Raw genomic sequence first — 19,444 nt, 5'->3', positions numbered from 1 at the left:
GTTTTCGTGTCTGTTTGTCCCCCGCGGCCGCGGGGCGCCCATCCCGCGGCGGGGGGGCGGGCGGGGGGGGGGGGGCCCGCCCCCCCCCCCCCCCGCGGGCCCCCCGGGCCGCTCGGTCGTGGGTTCGGACCGCGGCGCGGACTCGGATACGGGCGGCGCGGGCTGCTGGCCGCGGAGGGCGTCGGGCTGCTCGCGCCGGAGGGCGTCGGGCTGCTCGCGCCGGAGGAGGCCGGGCGTCATGCGCGCCCTCCCTCCGCGGTCCACAGCACGCTCACCGTCAGCTCGGCGATCCGCCAGCCGGCCGGGGTGCGGGTCGCCCGGATGTCGTAGTGGGCGCCGCCGGTGAACAGCGGGGCGGAGGCGTCGTGCGGGATGTGCACGGCGTGGATGTTGGCACGCACCGAGGCGCGGTCGCCCTGGAGATCGATGACGCTGTTGGTGGCGTAGTGCTGGTTGCCGGCCCAGTGGGCCCGCGGGGCGGCGAAGAAGTCGGGCAGGCCGGCGACGCCCTGGTGGGTGCCGTTGGGGAGGTTCAGCCGGACGTCCTCGGTGAGGATCTCGCGGTACTGGTCCACGGTCGGCGCGTCGGCGGAGTCCAGCCCGTGCACGAACCGGTCCACGAGTTCGGCCAGCCGGGCCCGGTCCTCCAGTTCACGCAGCCGGTCCTCCAGCTCCGCGAGCCGGTCGGCGGCGGGGGCGGCCACCGGGGTGGTGAGGGACGAAGCCATTACGGGTCTCCTAGGTCACGTCGTCGGTGTTCCGGCGGGGCCGTGGGCCGGCGCCGGGTGCGGGCGCGTATGGCCCGGCCGCGCGGGCCCGCCGCCGAGGCAGGGCAGCGCCGCGTCCTGGGCCAGGAGGCACTCCTCCAGGAAGCTCAGGACGCGCAGGTGGTAGGTGCGGGCCGCCCAGCCGAGGCTGATGTTGTGGCCGGCGTCGGGCTGGCGGTCGACCGACACCCGCGGCGCGGCCAGCGGCCGGCGCAGCTCCGCGACCGCCTCCTCGTCGAAGCGCCACCAGCGTTCCTGCTCGGCGAAGGTGAAGCGCACGGGGACGCGGATGCGGGCGGCCAGTGCGGGATACAGGGCCGGCCAGTGCAGGGACTCCCGGGTCTCCGCGGCCGGGATCGGGGACACCAGCGCGCGGCCCAGCCGGAAGGCGTCCGGCGGGTAGAGCCGCAGCGCGCCCCAGTGCCGCCGCCAGTCGCCGTGCCCGGCGATCCCGGGCAGCTGTTCGGGGGTGACGGCCAGACAGGTGCCGACGCCGGAGACGTCCACGCCGAGCAGCCGGGCGCCGTCCTCGTGGGCGGCGGCGGCCAGCGCCAGCTTGCCCCCGTTGGAGTGGCCGACCAGGAAGAACCCGGCGCCGACGGGGTGCTCGCGGGCGTGGGCGTCGAGCGCCGCGTGCAGGGTCTCGGCCTGTGCGGCCAGCGGCTGCCCCTCGGGGAGCCGCTCGGCGGACAGGCCGTAGCCGGGGCGGTCCAGGGCGAGCACGGTGTAGCCGAGTTTGGCGCCGGTGACGAGCAGGGACAGTCCGGGCCGGGCCCGGCTGTCGAAGTATCCGGCGCGCATCCCGCCGCCGTGCACCGCGACGACCACCGCGCGGGGCGGTCGGTGGGCCGGTTCGGCGAGCAGTCCGGAGAGCTGGACGCCGGCGGCGTCGAGGACGATGTCCCGCACCACCGGTTCCGTGGCGGCGGGGGGCCGTTCCGGGGCGAGGGGTTCGGTCATGGCCGTCACATGACCGGGGTTCCGTCCGGACCCGGCCCGTCGGCCCAGGTGGCGGTGAAGCCCCACTCGCTCAGCCGCCAGCCCTCGGCGGTGCGGACCGCCTCGCCGACGCCGAACCCGCCGAGCTGGAACAGCGCGCCGATCCGGTCGGGCCGCTCCGGGGCGGGCCGGTGCACATGGGTGGTGACCATGTGGCAGCGCACCCGCGCCCGGTCGCCGTCCAGCTGCACGATGTGGTTGCCGCTGAGGTGGATGGTCCGGGCGAAGCGGATCTTGGCGCGGTAGTGGAACTCGGCGACCCCGGCGAGGCCCTCGTGGGTGCCGATGGGGAAGTGCAGCCGTACGTCCTCGGTGAAGACGGTGGCCGGCCAGTCCGCGTCGAAGCCGTGGTCGTCCTGGGTGTCCAGCAGGACCGTGTAGCGGTCGAGCAGCGCGCTCAGCTCGGCGCGGTCGGTCAGCCGGCGCACCTCGCGGCGCAGCGCGGCGAGTTCGTCGGTCAGCCCGTGCAGGACGGCGGCGTCGCTGACGAGCACGTCCTCGGGGCCGGTGGTGTGGTGCGGTGCGATGGTCACGTCTCTCGTGCTCCCTGACTCGGTTCTTTCTCCCTGACTCGGTGTCACAGGCCGGGGCCGGCGACCGCGAGCAGCGCGGCCACGGTGATGGCGGCCCAGGCGATGCGGGCGGCGAGGAGCGGGCTCACGGCTGTCCGGCCGGGGTGGTGTGGCGCCAGCTGCGGGCCATCGCGTGGCCGGGGGGCTGCCAGCGGGGGGTGGGGGCGGGCGGTTCGTCGCCGGTGGCGGGTGCGGCCGCGGTGCGGGCCATCAGCACCAGGGCGAGGGCGGCGAGTTCCTCGTCGGTGGGGGTGCCCTTCTCGACGCGGATGGTGTCAGTGGTTGCGGGCATGGTGAGTCCTTCGTGGGTCGGCGGGCCGGGGCGCGGTTCCCGGAGGTGAGGGGATCCGCGCCCACGACTGCCCGGTGCTACGGCGCCAGCGTGAAGATCCCCGTCTCGTTCAGCTGCTGGAAGTACGCGATGTCCGCCAGCAGCTCCGCCCGGTCGGGGTTGCGCAGCCACACCGTGTAGGCGCCGCCCGCCCCCGCCTCCTGGGAGACGTGCGCGCCCGGCTCGGGGCACTCCGCGTCGCCCGCGTACGACGGCCGGGACCGGATCTCGTCGAGGAACTCGATCCGGGCGAGCCGGCCCGGCCGGTGCACCACGAACGAGTAGTCGCCGACGTGCATGTCCGGCGCCTCGACCAGCCAGGAGGCCAGTGTCGGCAGCGGCTCGCGCGCGGCCCGCGGGGCGAACTTGACGATCTTCATCGACAGGGCGGACTCCGGGACGTCCGGGGCCTCGCCGTCGTAGCCGTCGATGACCAGCTCGAAGTGGACCGGCCCGTCCCCCGTCCCGGCCACGTCGACCACCTTCTGGAGGCGCCGGGTCAGCAGCGGGACCAGGGCGGAGCCGGCGGGCACGTCGGCGACGCTGGTCAGGATCGACTGGGCGCCCGAGGTGATCTCGAAGCACTCCCAGCAGTCGGCCAGCGTCAGCTCGCCCCTGCGGACGGTGCCGTTGGCGAAGTAGGGCCGCCCGGGCACGTAGTCGTGGGCGACCACCGCGCCGCCCCGCTCCCACAGCTCGGCGAGCTGCGCGTCGGGGACCGGCGGGCCGTCCGGGCGGTGGAACAGCGCGGAGCCGCGGTCCGCGGAGAACTCCGGGCGCAGGACGACCGTGCCGGTGCGGTCCGCGAGATGCGCGGCCAGCTCCTTTGGCCCGGTCAGCACGGTGAGGTCGAGCGCCAGCTCCGGGTCGACGGAGGCGATCAGCGCGCGCTCCGCGACCTTGCTGCGGCCGCCGGTGTGCGGCACGGCCCGGACCCGGAAGTCCGCGGCGGTGGCCCGGATCGCCTCCTCCACGGCCGCCGAGGAGGCGCCCCGGAACCGGAAGCGCCCGCCGACGTGCTCGTAGTAGGAGTCGGCCTCGGGCAGCACGTCCCCGCGGGCCAGCAGCGCCTCGGCGTACGGGCCGGGGGTGCGGCCGGTCATGGAGGTGATCTCGGTGATCCGGCAGGGCCGTTCGGCCGGGGCCGGGGCGAGCAGCCAGCCGCCGACCTCGGTGCCGGCGTCGGCCGGTGCGGGGGCGGGCGGCAGGCCCAGCTGGATCCGGAACGCGGTCTCCACCAGGTCGTAGCCGTGCAGTTCGCGCCAGACGAACGGGATCTCCGCTCCCCCGGCCCGCGCGCCGACCTCCAGGAAGGCGCAGTCGCCGGTCTCCCGGTCCACGAAGAGTTCCAGGTGGAACACGGTGGCCCGGGTGGACAGGGCGCGCAGCACGCGCACGCTGTAGTCGGCGATGGCGGACCGCAGGGCCGGGTCGCTCTCCTCCACCGAGCCGAGCACCGTGCCGCCGCGGAAGTCCAGGCAGGTGTTGAGGTAGCGGGAGGCGCGGACGACGGCCAGCTCCTCGCCGGTGAACACGCCGTCCACGTGGTAGATCGGGCGCGGGTCGTAGGCCTGGGCGAGGAGCGGTCCGTCGGCCGGGGCCGGGTCCTCGGCGTCCTCGGGGCCGTCCAGCCGCCGTACCCCGGCGCTGGAGCTGCCGGCGAGCGGCTTGACGATCAGCGGCCAGCCGTGGGCGGCGCCGAAGGACCGTATCTCCCCGGCGGTGCGGACCAGGGCGAAGGCGGGCACCGCCAGGCCGGCCCGGGCGACCCGGTCGGCCATGGCGTGCTTGTCGCGGAAGTGGGCCAGGTCCTGCGGGCGGGGCCCGGGGCAGCCCCACTCCTCGCGCAGCCGGGCGCCCACCAGCAGGTCGTCCTCCTTGAGGGCGACGACATGGTCGGGGGCGCCGTGGACGGCGGCCAGCTCGCGGACGGCCGCGGCGACCGCGGCGAGGTCGTCGGTGGCGCCGACGGTGCGCAGATCCGCCGCCCCGTCGGGTACGGCGGCCCGGCCGACCTCGGTGGTCACATAGGTGACCCGGTCGGCCGCGTGGTCCACATAGCGTTCGTACGCGGCGTAGTGCTCGGCCCACCGGTTGACGACGACGATGTGCCGCCCGCTGCGTGCCCCCTGCGGCGGCGGGGTGGCGGCCATCAGCCCTCCTCGGGTTCGAGGTCGTAGAAGCCGGTGCCGTCGAGGTAGCGGACGGTGCCGGCGTCGCGCAGCACGACCTCCTCGGTCTCGTGCATCAGCCACATCAGCGCCGGGTAGGTGGTGTCGTCGACGGTGCGGCTGATCCGGTCGCCGGGCTGGACGTAGATGCTGAGGTCCTTGAAGCTGTCCAGGTTGCGGATCGCGTCCAGGTCCCGGTAGCCGCGCAGCACGCCCTCCACCGGGGAGACCAGGGCCACGTTGGCCACCACCTGTTGGCGCTGGTAGTCCTCGTGGGCGCGGGCGTGGAAGCGCTCCGGGTCGAGGTAGGCGTCCACGCTCCAGTCGAGCTGGGACTCGCCGGCCGCGAGCTGGGCGTAGTACGGCAGGTTGCCGCCGCAGATCCGGGCGCCGACCTCGACCAGCACCGGGCCCGCGTTGGTCATCTTGATCTCGACGTGCGCCGGGCCGTGCTGAATACCCAGGGCGTCCAGGACGCGCCGCGCGTAGTCGGCCAGCCGGTCCTGGACGTCGCCACGGCTCGCGGTCAGGTAGGCGGAGTCGTTGAGGTCCTGCACGCCGTTGGCGAGGATGCGGGTGGTGCGCCAGATCTCGCAGACGTGGTGCACACCGTCCCGGCTGACCGTGTTGAGCATGTACTCGGTGCCGGCCAGGTACTCCTGGGCGACGACGGCCGTGTTCACCTCGGAGAAGACGTTGGGCGCGCCGAGGATGCGCCGGTAGGCGGCGACAGACTCCTCGGGGGTGTCGCAGAAGGAGACGTTGTCGCCGGCCGCGCTGCGGACGGGCTTGAGGACCACCCGGCCGCCGATCGACTCGTGCCAGGCGACGAGTTCGTCCTCGTCGCGCACCAGCAGCTGGCGGGCGGCCGGGACGCCCGCGGCGCGCAGGGTCTCGATCATCACGTACTTGTCCCGGCGGGCCTCGCTGAGGGCGGTGCCGTTGGTGGGCAGGCCGAGCGCCTCGCTGAGCGCGTCGGCCAGCTCGACGCCGATCTCGCCGCCGGCGACCACGGCCACCGGCCGGTAGCGGCGCACCGCGGCGACCGTCTGCGCCAGGTCGCCGCGGTGGATGATGTTCTCGACGTAGTTGTCGACGTCGAAGGAGGACCGGTAGACCTCGGGCACCTCCACCGTGCTCTGCACGCGCACCAGGGAGGCTCCGGCCTTCTCGAACTGGGCGGCGAGCAGCCGGGTCGGGGCGTACGAATCGACGATGACGACATGCGGTGCGGAGGTCACTGGGGGCTCCCTACGGTCTCGGGTTCGGTGCTGGTGGCGGATGCGGGCCGGTCGGACCGGGCGGTCGTACGGCGCGCCACCGGCCAGGTGATCAGGGCCACCGCCACGGCCAGTCCGCCGACGGTGGCGAACCCGCCGGCGGGGCCGGTGTGGTCGAGGGCGAGGCCGGCGGCGAGGCTGCCCAGGGCGGTGCCGGCGGTCATGGCCACGGAGTACAGGCTCATCACCGTGGCCCGGACGGAGTCGTCGGCGTGGCTGCTGACGGCGGCCGCGGTGGAGGCGAAGGTCGGCGCGTACAGCAGGGTGGCCGGGATCAGCGCCAGGCCCAGCCACAGCGCCCCGTGGGCGAGGCCGAGCGGGGCGGTGGTGACGCCCATCAGCAGCAGGATCAGGGCGGCCGGCGGGCTCTTCTTCAGGCTGCCGTAGAGCAGGCCGCCGACGATGGAGCAGATGCCGCAGCCGATCAGCACGGGGCTGGTCCAGCCGACCTGTCCGGCGTCCTTCAGGCTGCCGACGATGGCGAGTTCGGTGCCGGAGGAGACCGCGCCGGAGACGAAGACGCAGGCGAGCGCGGCCACCAGACCGGCCGTCAGATAGCCCGCGGGCCGCTCCCCGGCCCCGGCGGGAGCGGCCTTGCGGGTCACCGGGGGGTTGCGCAGCGCGATGGCGCTGCCGCTGACCAGCAGCAGGGTGCCCACGCCGAGCAGCGCCTGCCCGGTGGACAGCTGGGTGGAGACGAGGACCGCGAGGGCGGGGCCCGTCATGTAGGAGATGTTGGTGAGGATGGAGTCGACGGCGAACGCCGTGTGCTGCTGCTCCTCCGGCACCAGGCCGGAGATGGCCAGCCGGCCCAGGGTGGAGCCGGGCACCAGGACCAGCCCGGACAGCAGGGCCGCGACCACCAGCACCGGGTACGGCAGCAGCGGCGCGAGACCCCAGAACAGGGCCTGGCCGACGGTGGCCACGACGAACAGGGGCCGCAGCCCGCGCCGGTCGATCACCCGGCCCTGCACGGGCGCGCCGATGGCGACACCGACGGTCCAGGCGCCGGTGACCAGCCCGGCCTGGGCGTAGCTCAGGTCGAGTCCGACGGTGACGCGCAGCGTCAGGACGATCGGGATGGCGACGACCGGGATCTTGGCCAGCAGGCCGAGCAGCAGCACGGGTTTCAGCCCGCGCACGCTCAGCACCTGACGGTATGTCTGCACAGTGGGTTCCTCGTCGGTTTCCTCGGGATGGGGGTGCCTACTGCGGGGGGTTGCCGTGCTTGCGGGACGGCAGGTCCGCGTGCTTGGCGCGGAGCATCCGCAGCGAGCGGATGAGCACCGAGCGGGTCTCGCGCGGGTCGATCACGTCGTCGACCAGGCCGCGCTCGGCCGCGTAGTACGGGTGCATCAGCTCTTCCTTGTATTCCTTGATGCGCTGCTCCCGTACGGCCTCGGGATCGTCGGCGGCGTTGATCTCGCGCCGGAAGACCACGTTGGCGGCGCCCTCGGCGCCCATCACCGCGATCTCGTTGGTGGGCCAGGCGAGCGCCAGGTCGGCGCCGATCGAGCGCGAGTCCATGACGATGTAGGCGCCGCCGTAGGCCTTGCGCAGCACCAGCGAGATCCGCGGCACGGTCGCGTTGCAGTAGGCGAACAGCAGCTTGGCGCCGCGCCGGATGATGCCGTTGTGCTCCTGGTCCACGCCCGGCAGGAAGCCCGGCACGTCCACCAGGGTGACCAGCGGGATGTTGAAGGCGTCGCAGAACTGCACGAACCGGGCGCCCTTCTCGGACGCCTCGATGTCGAGGACGCCGGCCATGCTGGCGGGCTGGTTGGCCAGGATGCCGACGACCTGGCCGTCGAGCCGGGTCAGCGCGCACACCAGGTTGGTCGCCCAGGCCGGGTGGATCTCGAAGTACTCGCCGTCGTCGACGATCTCCTCGACCACCGCGCGGATGTCGTACGACTGCCCGGGCTCGGCCGGGACCAGGTCCAGCAGCCGGTCGTTGAGCCGGTCCGCCGGGTCCCCGGAGTGCTCGACGGGGGCCAGTTCGCGGTTGTTGGAGGGCAGCAGCGACAGCAGGTAGCGCACGTCCTCCAGGCACTGCTCCTCGTCGTCGTACGCGAAGTGCGCCACCCCGGAGGTGGCCGCGTGGACGTCGGCGCCGCCGAGGCCGTTCTGGGTGATCTCCTCACCGGTGACGGCCTTGACCACGTCGGGGCCGGTGATGAACATCTGCGAGGTCTCGCGGACCATGAAGACGAAGTCGGTGAGGGCGGGGCTGTAGGCGGCGCCGCCCGCGCACGGGCCGAGCATCACGCTGATCTGCGGGATCACCCCGGACGCCCGGGTGTTGCGGCGGAAGATGCCGCCGTAGCCGGCGAGCGCGGTGACGCCCTCCTGGATCCGGGCGCCCGCGCCGTCGTTCAGCGACACCAGGGGGGCGCCGGCGGCCTCGGCCAGGTCCATGATCTTGTGGATCTTCTGCGCGTGCGCCTCGCCGAGCGCCCCGCCGAAGATCCGGAAGTCATGGGCGTAGACGAAGACCGTACGGCCGTGCACGGTGCCCCAGCCGGTGACCACACCGTCGCCGTAGGGCTTCTTGTGCTCCAGGCCGAAGCCGCTCGCCCGGTGCCGGCGCAGCGTCTCCACCTCGTTGAACGACCCCTTGTCCAGGAGCAGCGCGATCCGCTCGTACGCGGTCAGCTTGCCCTTGGCGTGCTGGCGCTCGGTGGCGGCGGGGTCCGGGCCGTCCTGGGCGGTGCGCTTGCGTTCGGTCAGTTCCTCGATACGGCCGCGCAGTGGATCGGTCGCGTCGGGCATGGGAACCTCCAGGTCCTCCACTTGGATTCAACGGATGTCAGGCGGACAGCGCGGCGGCCCTCGCCCGGCCGGCCTGCCGGAGGTCCGCGGCGGGGGCGATACGGCGGATGGAGTCGGCCAGCACGGGCGCCGGGCCGGCCTCCACGAACCTTTCGGCGCCGAGGGCGAGCAGCCGCTCCACGGTGTCGGTCCACCGCACGGGCGCGGTGAGCAGGGCGCGCAGCGCCACCACGGCCTCGGCGGCGGTGGTCACCGGCCGGCCGGTGACGCAGGAGACGACGGGGATGCGCGGATCGCGGAAGTCGGTCTCCACCAGCGCCTGGGTGAACTCGGCCTCGTAGTCGCGCAGCAGGGGCGAGTGGAACGGGCCGCCGGCCGCCGGCCGGGTGACGCGGGCGGCCCCGGCGGCCTCGGCCGCGCGCACCAGCCGGTCCAGTCCGGCGGTCGTGCCGGAGACCACGGTGTGCCCGGGGCCGTTCTCGCAGGCGATCTCCACGGGGAGCCCGGCCGCCGTGGACCCGGCGCACAGCCGGGCCACTTCGGCCGTGTCCAGCCCCTCGACCACGGCCATGCCGCCGGGCAGCCGGTCCCCGGCCGTGGCCACCAGCTCGGCGTGCAGCCGCACCAGCAGCAGCGCGTCGCGCCAGTGCAGCACGTCCGCGGCGACCAGGGCGGCGTACTCGCCCAGGCTGTGCCCGGCGACGAGGTCCGGCTGTTCGCCGCGGGCGCGCAGCTCCTCCAGCGCCACCAGGCCGGCCATGAAGGCGGCCGGGCAGCCGACCGCCGGATCGGCCAGGTGCCGGTCCGGGCCGCGCCGGGACAGCGCGGTCAGCGGGATGCCCAGCAGTTCGTCGGCGGCCCGCTCGTAGGCGGCGGCCCGGGCGGGCCGGGGCTCCGCCGTGCCCGCGCGGTGCGGGCCCAGGCCGGAGAAGACGAGGGCGGTGACGGTCGTGGTCGTCGCAGTCGTCGGTGTCGTCGTCATCCGGTCACGTCCTTTCCTTCGTCGTGCGGCGTCCGTCCGGGGCCCGTGGGCACGTCCACCCGGACCGAGCGGGGCAGGTCCGGGGTGCGCCAGCTGTCCGAGGCGTCCAGCCACGGCCCCGGCACACAGCGCACCCCGGCCTCGGCGGGCGCCGGGTGGCGTACGGCCGCCGCCGCGACGTGCGTCGGGAAGCAGGGGATGCCGAGCACGGTCCAGCCGGGCGGGTGCGCGCCGGTGCGCTCACCCAGGTAGTCCTGGGCCGGGCCACGGCTCAGGCCGGTGCCGATCCCCTTGAGGTAGGCCTCCTTGCGGGTCCACAGCCGGCCGAAGGCCGCCCGGCGCGTGTGCGGCGGCGCGGCCTCCAGCTCGGCGCGCTCGTCCGGGTGCAGGGCGGGCGTGCAGATCGCGGCGGTCTCCTCCCGGGGCAGCCGTTCCACGTCGACGCCGACGGGTACGGCCGCCACGCCGACGAGGGCGACACCGGAGCTGTGCGACAGCGAGAAGTGCAGGGGCGGTGACGCGTCCCCCGGGGACCGGGCCAGCATCGGGCGGCCGTGCGGCTCCCCGCAGCCCGGGCACGGTTCCCGGGCGAAGCGCAGTTCCTCGGGGGGCAGTCCGGTGTACCGGGCCAGCAGCCGGCGCAGGCCGATGTGCGCGGCCGCGTACAGCAGTCCGTCGGCCGGGCGCAGGAAGCTTTCGGCGCGGGTGCGTTCGGCGGCGTCGAGCACGGAGAGGTCGAGCCGGGCGGCTTCGGCGGGGCTGCGGATCAGCCACAGGTCGAGCAGGTCGGGCGGGACGGCGGACTCCGGTGGCCGCGGACGCCGGTACGGCGTCGGCGTGGGCGCGGGCGCCGGCGGCGCGGCCGGGGCGGTCATGCCGTGACCGCAGACTGCGCGTGGCCGCCGGCCGGGGCGAGCTGTTTGGTGAGGCAGTCGATCAGTTCGGCCGCGCTGTTGGCCCGCAGCAGGCGCTGGAGGTCCACGGCGACGCCGAGGCCCGCCTCCAGTCGGCACTGGAGTTCCAGGCCGGCGATCGAGCCGATGCCCAGGCTGTACATGGTGCGGCCGGTGGTGTCGATGCGGTGGGGGGCGAGGCCCAGGACGTGGCCGATCTCCCGGCGGACGTAGCGGTCGAGGAACCGCCGCCGTGCGGTTGACTCCGTCGGGATGGCGGTGGGGGTGGTGGTCATCGCGGTGTCCTTGGGAGCGGGGGTGTTTTTGGCGGCTTCCGGGGAGGGGGGTTGTGTTTCGTCGCCGGGTGCGGGTGCGTGGTGGCTGGTCGCGCAGTTCCCCGCGCCCCTGAGGGGCGACCGCGCCCCTTGCGGGGCGCACCGGCCGCCCCCAGGGGGAAGGGGGGGCGGCCGGTGGGTCGGCGCGACGGGGGATGTGACGCCGACGTCTTGGGGCGGGTCAGCCGAGGAGTGTGCCGCCGGTGGCGTCGATGAAGGCGCCGGTGATCCAGCGGGCGTCCTCGGAGGCGAGGAAGCCGATCACGTCGGCGATGTCCTCCGGCTCGCCGACCCGGTTGAACGCGGACATCGCGGCCATCTGCTCGACGGCCTCGGGGATGCCGAACACCGGGTTGTCGTTGCGGGTGATGCCGGGGGCGACGCTGTTCACGGTGATGCCGCGCGGGCCCAGGTACTTGGCGAAGTGCAGGGTCAGCTGCTCGACCGCGCCCTTGCTCATGGCGTACGCGATCTCGTCCGGGTTGGCGAAGCGGGTCAGGCCGGAGGAGATGCTGATGATCCGGCCGCCGTCGCGCAGGTTCTTCAGGGCGCGCTGGACGAGGAAGAAGGGGGCGCGGGCGTTGACCCGGAACACCTCGTCGAACTTCTCCGGGGTGGTCTCCTCCGGCTTCACCCCACCCATCACACCGGCGTTGTTGACCAGGATGTCCAGGTCGGTGGAGCCGGTGCGCTCGCGCAGCCCCTCCTCCAGGCCGAGGAACAGCTCGTGGACGTCGCCGTCCACGCCGAGCCGGGCCTGCACGGTGAAGGCGCGGCCGCCGTCCTTCTCGATCCGCTCGACGACCTCCTCGGCCGCCTCCCGGCCGCTGTTGTAGTGGACCGCGACCAGCGCGCCGTCGGCCGCCAGCCGCAGCGCCGTGGCCCGGCCCATGCCCCGGCTCGCGCCGGTGACCAGCGCCGTCTTGCCGGTGAGCTTTGCCATGTCGGTTCTCCAGTTCTTCCGGTGTGCGAAGGTCTTCCGGGGTGCGGAGGTCTTCCGCTGTGCGGGGGCGGGTGCAAAGGCCCCGGCCGGCCCGGTTTCCGGGGCCGTCGGCTCGCCGAACCAGCGGCGCAGGGCGGTGCGCAGCTCCTCCGGTGCCGTGCCGGTCCAGGCGACATAGCCGTCGGGCCGGACGAGCAGGGCCTCGGTGTCGCCGGGGTCGCCGTCCACGGGCGGTACCCGGTCGGCCCAGGGGGCGGCGGCCGCGCGCAGCCCGGTGTCGCCGGGCGGCAGCAGGAGCGCGCCCCGGGCGGTGCGCAGCGCTCCGGCGGTGGCGTCCCGGGGCGGGAGCCGGTGTCCGGTGCCGTCGCCGGTGCCGTAGACGATGTCGAGGCCGGAGATCATGCCGGCCAGCCGGGTGCGGACGTTCTCCATCGGGATCAGCTCGGCCAGCACCTCGCGCAGGGCGTTGACCTCCGGGCCGCCGAGCAGCAGCCGGGCCTGGGCGGCGATGTTGCCGAGGACGCGCTCGCCCACCGGGCGCCGCTCGGCGTCGTAACTGTCCAGCAGGCCCGCGGGGGCGCGGCCGGTGACCTCGGCGGCCAGCTTCCAGCCGAGGTTGACGGCGTCCTGGAGACCGAGGTTGAGGGCCTGGCCGCCGATCGGCATCTGCCGGTGCGCGGCGTCGCCGGCCAGCAGCAGCGGGCCGCGGCGGTAGGCGGTGGCCTGCCGTGCCGCGTCGCCGAAGGAGTTCACCCACAGCGGGGTGCCGCCGCCGATGTCCTCGCCGGTGACCCGCTGCCAGGCGGCCGCGATGTCGGCGAACTCCGGCTGCCCGGGGCGGGGTTCGGCGCCGAACTCGTGGACCATCACGCGGGTGACGCCGTCGGGGCGGCGGGCCGCGATGGCCAGTCCGCCCGGCAGACGCTCGAAGCGCCGGTTGGGGATGTCGATGCCGTCGACGTCCGCGCGGATCAGCTCGCGGACGGCGTCGGTGCCGGGGAAGTCGAAGCCGCCGAGCCGGCGGACGGCGCTGTCCTCGCCGTCACAGCCGACCAGGTACGGGGCGCGGAAGAGCAGGGTCCGCCCGTCCGGGCCGACCACCTCGGCCTCGGCGCCGTAAGCACCGGTGCGCAGGGCGGTCAGCCGGTGTCCGCGCCGTACGTCGGCGCCCAGCTCGGCGGCGCGGGCGCCCAGCAGCTCCTCCAGCCGGGTCTGCGGCACCTTCCACTGGCCCGGCCAGGGGCTGGGCAGGGTCAGGTCCAGCGGCAGCCCGCCGAAGTGGCCGCGGGGTTCACTGGGGATCTCCCCCAGGGTGTCCAGCAGGCCGCGGCTGTCGAGGAGCTCCATGGTGCGGGCGTGCAGGGTGGACGCCCGCGATTCCGTGGTCGGCGTGGTGAGCTGCTCCAGGACCACGACGTCCGCGCCGCCGAGCCGCAGTTCGCAGGCGAGCATCAGCCCGACCGGCCCCGCGCCGACCACGATCACCTGGGTGGTGGTGCAGTCCTGGGCCATGGTCAGGCCGCCCGGGCTTCCGCGTAGGCCTTGGCGTGGCCGAGGGTGGCGCGGCTGTTGGTGCTGAGCGCGTCCTGGACGAAGGTCTTCGCGGTCTCGACGGTGGCGTCCGGACCGAGGATCTTCTCGATGTTCGCGGTGTTGATGGTGACGGTGTGCTGCGAGGAGGCGGCGACGCCGTCGTCCGTCTCGGCGAACGTCCAGTAGCCGGTGTGCAGGGTCATCAGCGCCGGCAGGGTGATCTGCTTGTAGGCGATCTTCTGGTGCGGGAAGGTCACCCGGTACGACTTGGTGGTGTGCGTCGAGCCGTCCTTGGCGCGGGTGTCCATCTCCAGGGTCTGGAGGCCGGGGGTGTCCTCGGTCAGCCGTACGGTCGCCACGTGCGGCAGCCGCTCGGACCACCGGTCGGCCTCGTTGATGAAGTCGTAGACGTCCTTGGCGGCACCGGCGATGTGCACGGTGTCCTCGAAGGAGAACGTCAGGTCCTCGGCGGCGTGCGCGAGTTCGACGTTGGTCTTCAGCGCGGCCAGCTCGGAGCGGGAGTTGCGGTCCACGGCCTCGTCGATCCAGGCCAGGCCCTCGGGGTCGTCGTCGATGGCGCGGTAGTCGTGCAGCAGCCGGACCCGGGACTCGGCCGGGGACAGCGGCTCGATGATCCAGGTGCCGCCCATCGCGGCGACCGGCGGGGTGGAGACCTCCTGGCGGAACTCGATGCGCAGGTTCTCCGGGTCGAGGACGCGGCGCGAGGTCCAGTTCTTCGCCTCGCCGTTGGCGGTGGCCCAGATGCGGATGCGCTCGGTGGCGCCGTCCTGCTCCAGGTGGTCGACGTAGATGGTGGGCGGGAAGATGCGCGGCCAGTTGCGCACCTCGGCGATGAGCCGGTAGACGGCATCGGCCGGTGCCGAGACGGTGATCTCGTGCTCGACCTCACGGGTCGTCATCGTGAACTCTCCTTGGGGTGGCGGGTCGTGGGCTCAGAAGTTGCCGAGGCCGCCGCAGACGTTGAGGGCCTGCGCGGTGATCGAGGCGGCGGTGTCGGAGGCCAGGTAGCCGACCAGGCCGGCGACCTCCTCCGGGGTGGAGTAGCGGCCGAGCGGGATCTTCGACTGGAACTTCTGGAGGATCTGGTCCTCGGTGGTGTCGTAGGCGGCCGCGTAGCCCTGACGGACGCGCTGGGCCATCGGGGTCTCGACATAGCCGGGGCAGACGGCGTTGACGGTGATGCCGGTCGGGGCCAGCTCGTTGCCGAGGGCCTTGGTGAAGCCGACGACGCCGTGCTTGGAGGCCGAGTAGGGGGCGCCGAGGACCACGCCCTGCTTGCCCGCGGTGGAGGCGATGTTGATGATGCGGCCGCGCTTCTTGTCCCGCATGCCGCCGGTGTTCAGCACCTCCTTCGTCATCCGGAAGACGCTGTTGAGGTTGGTGTCGATGACGTCGTGCCACAGGTCGTCGGCGATGTCGGCGGTGACCCCGCCGCCGGACCGGCCCGCGTTGTTGACCAGGACGTCGACGGTGCCGAAGCGGTCGACGGCGGCGCGCACGAAGGCGGCGACGTCCTCCGGGGAGCGCACGTCGAGGGTGGTGCCGTCGACGTCCAGGCCCTCGTCCTGGAGCTGCTTGACGGTCTCGGCCACGTTGTCGGCGTTGCGCGCGCCGATGAACACACGGTGGTTCTGGGTGGCCAGGAGGCGGGCGACGGCGAGCCCGATTCCGCTGGTGGCGCCGGTGACGAGCGCGACCCGCTGGTCCTGCTGCGACATGGGTGGGTTCTCCAAACGCGATGAGAAAGGCGATGAGAAGGGCGATGAGCGTGGCGTTGGGCCTGGCGATGAGAGGGGGTGACCGGCCGGGACGGCCGCCGTGCCCCGCGGACGGCGGCCGTACTCCGGGCGGTGGTGCGGGGTCAGGAGGCGACGAGCGAGGCGAGCTGGTCGTTGATGGCGGCGACCAGCGCCCGCGGGGTGCGGTTGTCGGCGAAGATGTCGTCGTCGAGCAAGATGCCGTACTCGCGCTCGATGCGGCCGCCGGTCTCCAGCAGGGCCAGCGACTCGTAGCCCAGCTCCTCGAAGTCGGTGTCGAGGATGTCGCCGTCGAGGTCGACGCCCTCCTCGGCGCCGGCGCCCTCCAGGAGGATGCGCTTGAGGTCGTCGATGGTGAAGGTCGGTGCGGACATGGGTGGTTCGTCCTTCCCGCGCGCCGGGCGGCGCGCCGATGGATGGTGCCGGTCACCGGTGCCGACGACTGGTGCCGACGGCCGGTGCTGATGACCGGTGCTCATGACGAAGCCCGCCACCGGACGGCGACGGGCGCATGGGGGAGATCAGGGGGCCGGCGGTCAGCCGACCTCGCGGACCACGACGGCGGAGTTGAAGCCGCCGTAGCCGCGGGCGAGCACGAGCGCCGTGCACACGGACGCGGGCCGGGCCTGGCCGACGACGAGGTCGATGTCGTACTCGGGCGACAGCTCGACGTTGGTGGTGGGCGGGATGATGCCCTCGCGGATGGCCAGCACCGCGGAGACCACGTCCACCGGGGCGGAGCCCGAGTAGAGCCGGCCGATCATGGTCTTGGGCGCGGTGACCGGGACGCCCCCGGGGCCGAAGACCGCGGTGATCGCCTCGGCCTCGGCGCGGTCCAGCTCGGGTGTGCCGGCCGCGTCGGCGAAGACGACGTCGACGTCGCCCGGCGCCACCTTGGCGTCCGCCAGGGCCACCTCGATGGCGCGGCGCAGTCCGGGCTCGCGTCCGCTGTCCGGGCGGGGGTCGAAGGTGGCGCCGTAGCCGGCGATCTCGCCGTACAGCGTGGGCGCCTCGCGCTCGCGGGCGGTGCGCTCGTCCTCCAGGATGAGCAGCGCGCCGCCCTCGCCGGGCACATAGCCGCTGGCGTCCTGGTCGAAGGGCAGGTAGGCGCGGTCCGGGTCGGTCCGGGTGGACAGCCGGCCGCCGGCGATCTGCGCGACCCAGCCCCAGGGGCAGATCGAGGCGTCGAAGCCGCCGGAGAAGATCAGCTTGCTGCCCTTGCGGATCTGCCGCCGGGCCTGGGCGATGGCGTCGAGGCCGCCGGCGTGGTCGCTGACGACGACGCCGCTCGGGCCGCGCATCCCGTTGCGGATGGAGATCTGGCCGCTGTTGACGGCGTAGAACCAGGCGAACGACTGGTACGCGCTCACGTACTGGCTGCCCTGGCTCCACAGCTTCTTCAGCTCGTTCTGGCCGAACTCGAAGCCGCCGGAGGTGGAGGCGGTGACGACGCCCATGTCGAACTCGGGGATGTCCCCGGGCCGCACCCCGGCGTCCTCGAAGGCGCAGTCCGCGGCGACCAGCGCGAGCCGGGTCATCCGGTCGGTCTGCGGCAGCAGCCGGCTGGGCAGGTGGTCCTCGGCGACGAAGGTGCTGATCTCACCGGCCAGCCGCGCCGGGTACGAGGACGCGTCGAAGCGGGTGACGGGGCCGATGGCGTTCTTGCCGACGCGGGTCGCGGCCCAGAAGTCGTCCACGCCGAGGCCGTTGGCGGTGGCGACGCCGATGCCCGTGATCACTGCCTTGGCGGTCATGCCGCGCTCCTCTCGGGACGGGCCAGCACCATCGCGCTCTGGAACCCGCCGAAGCCGCTGCCGACGGTGAGCACCGCGTCGGTGCGGTGGTCGCGGGCGACCCGCGGCACGTAGTCGAGGTCGCACTCCGGGTCGGGGGTGTGCAGGTTCGCGGTGGGCGGCACCACGTTGTTCTCCATGGCCAGCACCGACGCGGCGATCTCGATGGAGCCGATCGCGCCGAGCGAGTGCCCGACCATCGACTTGATCGAGCTGACCGGCGTGCGGTACGCGTGGTCGCCGAGGCTGAGCTTGAACGCGGCCGTCTCGTGCCGGTCGTTCTGCTTGGTGCCCGAGCCATGGGCGTTGATGTAGTCGATGGCCTCGGGGTTCATCCGGGCCTCGGCCAGCGCGACCCGGATCGCCTCGGCCATCTCGCGGCCGTCGGGGCGCAGGCCCGTCATGTGGAAGGCGTTGCAGCGGGAGGCGTAGCCGGCGATCTCGGCGTAGATGTGCGCGCCGCGGGCGCGGGCGGAGTCCAGCTCCTCCAGCACGAACACGGCGGCGCCCTCGCCGAGGACGAACCCGTTGCGGGTGTTGTCGAAGGGGCGGGAGGCGTGCTCGGGGTCGTCGTTGCGCGGGGTGGTCGCCTTGATCGCGTCGAAGCACGCCATCGTGATCGGCGAGATCGGGGCGTCCGTGGCACCGGCGATCATGACGTCGGCGCTGCCCTCGCGGATCAGCTCCACGGCGTGGCCGACGGAGTCGAGACCGGAGGTGCAGCCGGTGGAGACCACGGTGGCCGGGCCCTCGGCGCCGACCGCCCAGGCCACCTCGGCCGAGAAGGAGCTGGGCACGAAGTAGTTGTAGAGGTGCGGCGGGGCGTAGGAGTGGTCGACCAGGTCCAGCCGGCCGTCGTCGCTGACGACCCGGTACTCCTCGTCGAGTCCGGTGGTGGCGCCGACGGCGCTGCCGATGGTGACGCCGGTGCGGTGCGGGTCGAACCCGGACAGGGCCAGGCCGCTGTCCTGGAGGGCCTCGCGGGCGGCGACCACACCGAACTGGGCCGCCCGGTCCATGCGGCGGATCTCCTGCGGGGTGAGCCCGTGCAGCTCGGGGTCGAAGTCGGCTTCGGCGGCGACCTGGGAACGGAACTGCGAGGGGTCGAAGAAGCTGATCCTGCGGGTGGCGGTACGGCCTTCGCTGAGCAGGCTCCAGAAGTTCTTGACGCCGATGCCGCCCGGCGCCAGGACGCCGACCCCGGTGATGACAACGCGACGGCTCACTGTTCGTGGCCTCCCTTCGGGTTGGTGGTCGGCGGCCTCACTCGGCGGCCGACCAGTCGTAGAAGCGGGTGGCCATGGCGTCCTTCGGAGACCGCCAGGTCGCCGGGTCGTAGGCCTCGATGAACGGCTTGAGGTCCTGGCTGATCTGCACGAAGCGCGGGTCGGACTTGGCGTCCTCGATCAGCTCGCCGCCGTTGTCCGCGTCGAAGTCCTGCAAGTGGAAGTACAGGCCCTTGTAGGCGAACAGCTGGCGGCGGCGGGTGCCCATGCGGTGCGGCATGTCCGTGCGGTCGAACTCGCCGAACAGCTTGGCCACCTGGACGCTGGACTCGACGTCCATGCGCGCCACGATCAGGGTGCTGTGCATGTCTTCTCTCTTCCGTGATGACTTGGGTCAGCGGTCCGCGCCGGGACGGAACAGATGGATGAAGTCGGCGACACCGGCCCGGACGAGCTGCTCGGTCTCGTACTCGGCGAGCGGCAGGGCGCCGTGGAAGGAGCGGCCGACGACGCCGCCCGCGACGAGCTGGACGAACCGGCCTGCGGCGTGGTCGGCGTCGGGGATGTCGAGCAGTCCGCGCTCGGCGACGCGCTCCAGCCGGCGGGCCAGCTCGCGCTGCGCCTGCCGGGGACCGGCGGTCTGCCACATCTCCAGCACCCCGGCCGGCACCCGGGCCGCCTCGGCCTGGAGGTGCCGCACGATGGCGAAGTGCTCGGGGTAGGTGGCCAGCGGCGACAGCCAGTCCAGGCCGAGCGCGACGAGGTCCTGCTCGAGGTCGGTGATCTCGGCCAGGTGGCTCTCGGCGACCACCGTCAGCGCGGCGGACAGGGAGGCGGCGCTGTCCAGCAGCACGGACAGCAGCAGCTGCTCCTTGTCCTTGAAGTAGTGGGCGACGGCGTCGGCGTCCAGGCCGGCCGCGGTCGCGACGTCCTCCAGGGAGGTGTGCAGCCAGCCGTCGCGGGCGAAGACGGCACGGGCGGCCTCGACGACCGCGCGCCGCTCCTCCGCCGGACCGGCCTGGGCACGTGGGTGGGTTGCTACGGGCGTAGCCATGGGCTGCGCTCCTTT

The 19,444-nt window shown here is 73.7% G+C and carries 19 protein-coding genes; all 19 read right to left on the bottom strand.

The window, feature by feature from the left end; translation table 11 throughout:
- Window positions 1-236: 236 nt before the first annotated feature.
- The 19 genes from ACFVIU_RS36740 to ACFVIU_RS36650 all read right to left on the bottom strand — a co-directional run bounded on the left by ACFVIU_RS36740 (window position 237) and on the right by ACFVIU_RS36650 (window position 19,429).
- On the bottom strand, window positions 237-728 hold the full coding sequence (locus tag ACFVIU_RS36740) for a nuclear transport factor 2 family protein (RefSeq protein WP_385847968.1): 492 nt from the start codon (window positions 726-728) through the stop codon (window positions 237-239).
- A 15-nt stretch (window positions 729-743) separates the two neighbouring features.
- The gene (locus ACFVIU_RS36735) at window positions 744-1,727 is read right to left on the bottom strand and encodes an alpha/beta hydrolase (protein WP_385847966.1); all 984 of its coding nucleotides are present in this window, start codon (window positions 1,725-1,727) and stop codon (window positions 744-746) included.
- Window positions 1,728-1,732: 5 nt separating this feature from the next.
- A complete protein-coding gene (locus ACFVIU_RS36730; protein WP_385847965.1) occupies window positions 1,733-2,299 on the bottom strand; it encodes a nuclear transport factor 2 family protein in 567 nt (188 codons plus the stop codon).
- 124 nt (window positions 2,300-2,423) lie between these two features.
- A complete protein-coding gene (locus ACFVIU_RS36725) occupies window positions 2,424-2,630 on the bottom strand; it encodes an acyl-CoA carboxylase epsilon subunit (protein ID WP_385847963.1) in 207 nt (68 codons plus the stop codon).
- 77 nt (window positions 2,631-2,707) lie between these two features.
- Entirely contained in the window at window positions 2,708-4,822 is a 2,115-nt protein-coding gene (locus ACFVIU_RS36720) for an acetyl-CoA carboxylase biotin carboxylase subunit family protein (protein ID WP_385847962.1), read from the bottom strand.
- Window positions 4,822-6,081 (bottom strand): ATP-grasp domain-containing protein, encoded by a 1,260-nt coding sequence (locus ACFVIU_RS36715; protein WP_385847960.1) that lies wholly within the window; start codon window positions 6,079-6,081, stop codon window positions 4,822-4,824. The genes ACFVIU_RS36720 and ACFVIU_RS36715 overlap by 1 nt, the downstream gene beginning before the upstream one ends.
- Window positions 6,078-7,289, bottom strand: coding sequence for an MFS transporter (locus ACFVIU_RS36710; RefSeq protein ID WP_385847959.1), 1,212 nt, complete (start codon window positions 7,287-7,289; stop codon window positions 6,078-6,080). The genes ACFVIU_RS36715 and ACFVIU_RS36710 overlap by 4 nt, the downstream gene beginning before the upstream one ends.
- A 37-nt stretch (window positions 7,290-7,326) precedes the next feature.
- The gene (locus ACFVIU_RS36705; protein ID WP_385847957.1) at window positions 7,327-8,892 is read right to left on the bottom strand and encodes an acyl-CoA carboxylase subunit beta; all 1,566 of its coding nucleotides are present in this window, start codon (window positions 8,890-8,892) and stop codon (window positions 7,327-7,329) included.
- Window positions 8,893-8,929: 37 nt separating this feature from the next.
- Window positions 8,930-9,874 carry an ACP S-malonyltransferase gene (locus ACFVIU_RS36700; protein WP_385847956.1) on the bottom strand — a complete coding sequence of 315 codons (945 nt, stop codon included), beginning with the start codon at window positions 9,872-9,874 and terminating at the stop codon, window positions 8,930-8,932.
- A complete protein-coding gene (locus tag ACFVIU_RS36695) occupies window positions 9,871-10,749 on the bottom strand; it encodes a 4'-phosphopantetheinyl transferase family protein (RefSeq protein ID WP_385847955.1) in 879 nt (292 codons plus the stop codon). Before ACFVIU_RS36695 ends, ACFVIU_RS36700 begins: the two co-directional genes overlap by 4 nt.
- Window positions 10,746-11,063, bottom strand: coding sequence for an acyl carrier protein (locus ACFVIU_RS36690; protein WP_385847954.1), 318 nt, complete (start codon window positions 11,061-11,063; stop codon window positions 10,746-10,748). Before ACFVIU_RS36690 ends, ACFVIU_RS36695 begins: the two co-directional genes overlap by 4 nt.
- 220 nt (window positions 11,064-11,283) lie before the next feature.
- Window positions 11,284-13,557: an SDR family oxidoreductase gene (locus tag ACFVIU_RS36685; RefSeq protein ID WP_385847953.1), complete on the bottom strand. Its 2,274-nt coding sequence runs from the start codon at window positions 13,555-13,557 to the stop codon at window positions 11,284-11,286.
- A 2-nt stretch (window positions 13,558-13,559) separates the two neighbouring features.
- Window positions 13,560-14,498: an aromatase/cyclase gene (locus ACFVIU_RS36680; protein ID WP_385847952.1), complete on the bottom strand. Its 939-nt coding sequence runs from the start codon at window positions 14,496-14,498 to the stop codon at window positions 13,560-13,562.
- Between the two features lie 33 nt (window positions 14,499-14,531).
- Window positions 14,532-15,317 carry a 3-oxoacyl-ACP reductase gene (locus ACFVIU_RS36675; RefSeq protein WP_385847951.1) on the bottom strand — a complete coding sequence of 262 codons (786 nt, stop codon included), beginning with the start codon at window positions 15,315-15,317 and terminating at the stop codon, window positions 14,532-14,534.
- Window positions 15,318-15,460: 143 nt separating this feature from the next.
- Entirely contained in the window at window positions 15,461-15,730 is a 270-nt protein-coding gene (locus tag ACFVIU_RS36670; protein ID WP_385847950.1) for an acyl carrier protein, read from the bottom strand.
- A gap of 162 nt (window positions 15,731-15,892) precedes the next feature.
- Window positions 15,893-17,110 (bottom strand): ketosynthase chain-length factor, encoded by a 1,218-nt coding sequence (locus ACFVIU_RS36665; protein ID WP_385847949.1) that lies wholly within the window; start codon window positions 17,108-17,110, stop codon window positions 15,893-15,895.
- The gene (locus ACFVIU_RS36660) at window positions 17,107-18,375 is read right to left on the bottom strand and encodes a beta-ketoacyl-[acyl-carrier-protein] synthase family protein (protein WP_385847948.1); all 1,269 of its coding nucleotides are present in this window, start codon (window positions 18,373-18,375) and stop codon (window positions 17,107-17,109) included. Before ACFVIU_RS36660 ends, ACFVIU_RS36665 begins: the two co-directional genes overlap by 4 nt.
- Window positions 18,376-18,412: 37 nt before the next feature.
- Window positions 18,413-18,742: a TcmI family type II polyketide cyclase gene (locus ACFVIU_RS36655; RefSeq protein WP_385847947.1), complete on the bottom strand. Its 330-nt coding sequence runs from the start codon at window positions 18,740-18,742 to the stop codon at window positions 18,413-18,415.
- Between the two features lie 27 nt (window positions 18,743-18,769).
- Window positions 18,770-19,429, bottom strand: a complete 660-nt coding sequence (locus ACFVIU_RS36650) for a TetR/AcrR family transcriptional regulator (protein WP_385847946.1) — start codon at window positions 19,427-19,429, stop codon at window positions 18,770-18,772.
- Window positions 19,430-19,444 lie beyond the last annotated feature (15 nt).

The organism is Streptomyces sp. NPDC127190 (assembly GCF_042672505.1).
Taxonomy (GTDB): Bacteria; Actinomycetota; Actinomycetes; order Streptomycetales; family Streptomycetaceae; genus Streptomyces.
Note: the sequence above shows the minus strand (reverse complement) of the source record. Positions and strands in the feature narration are given on the sequence as shown.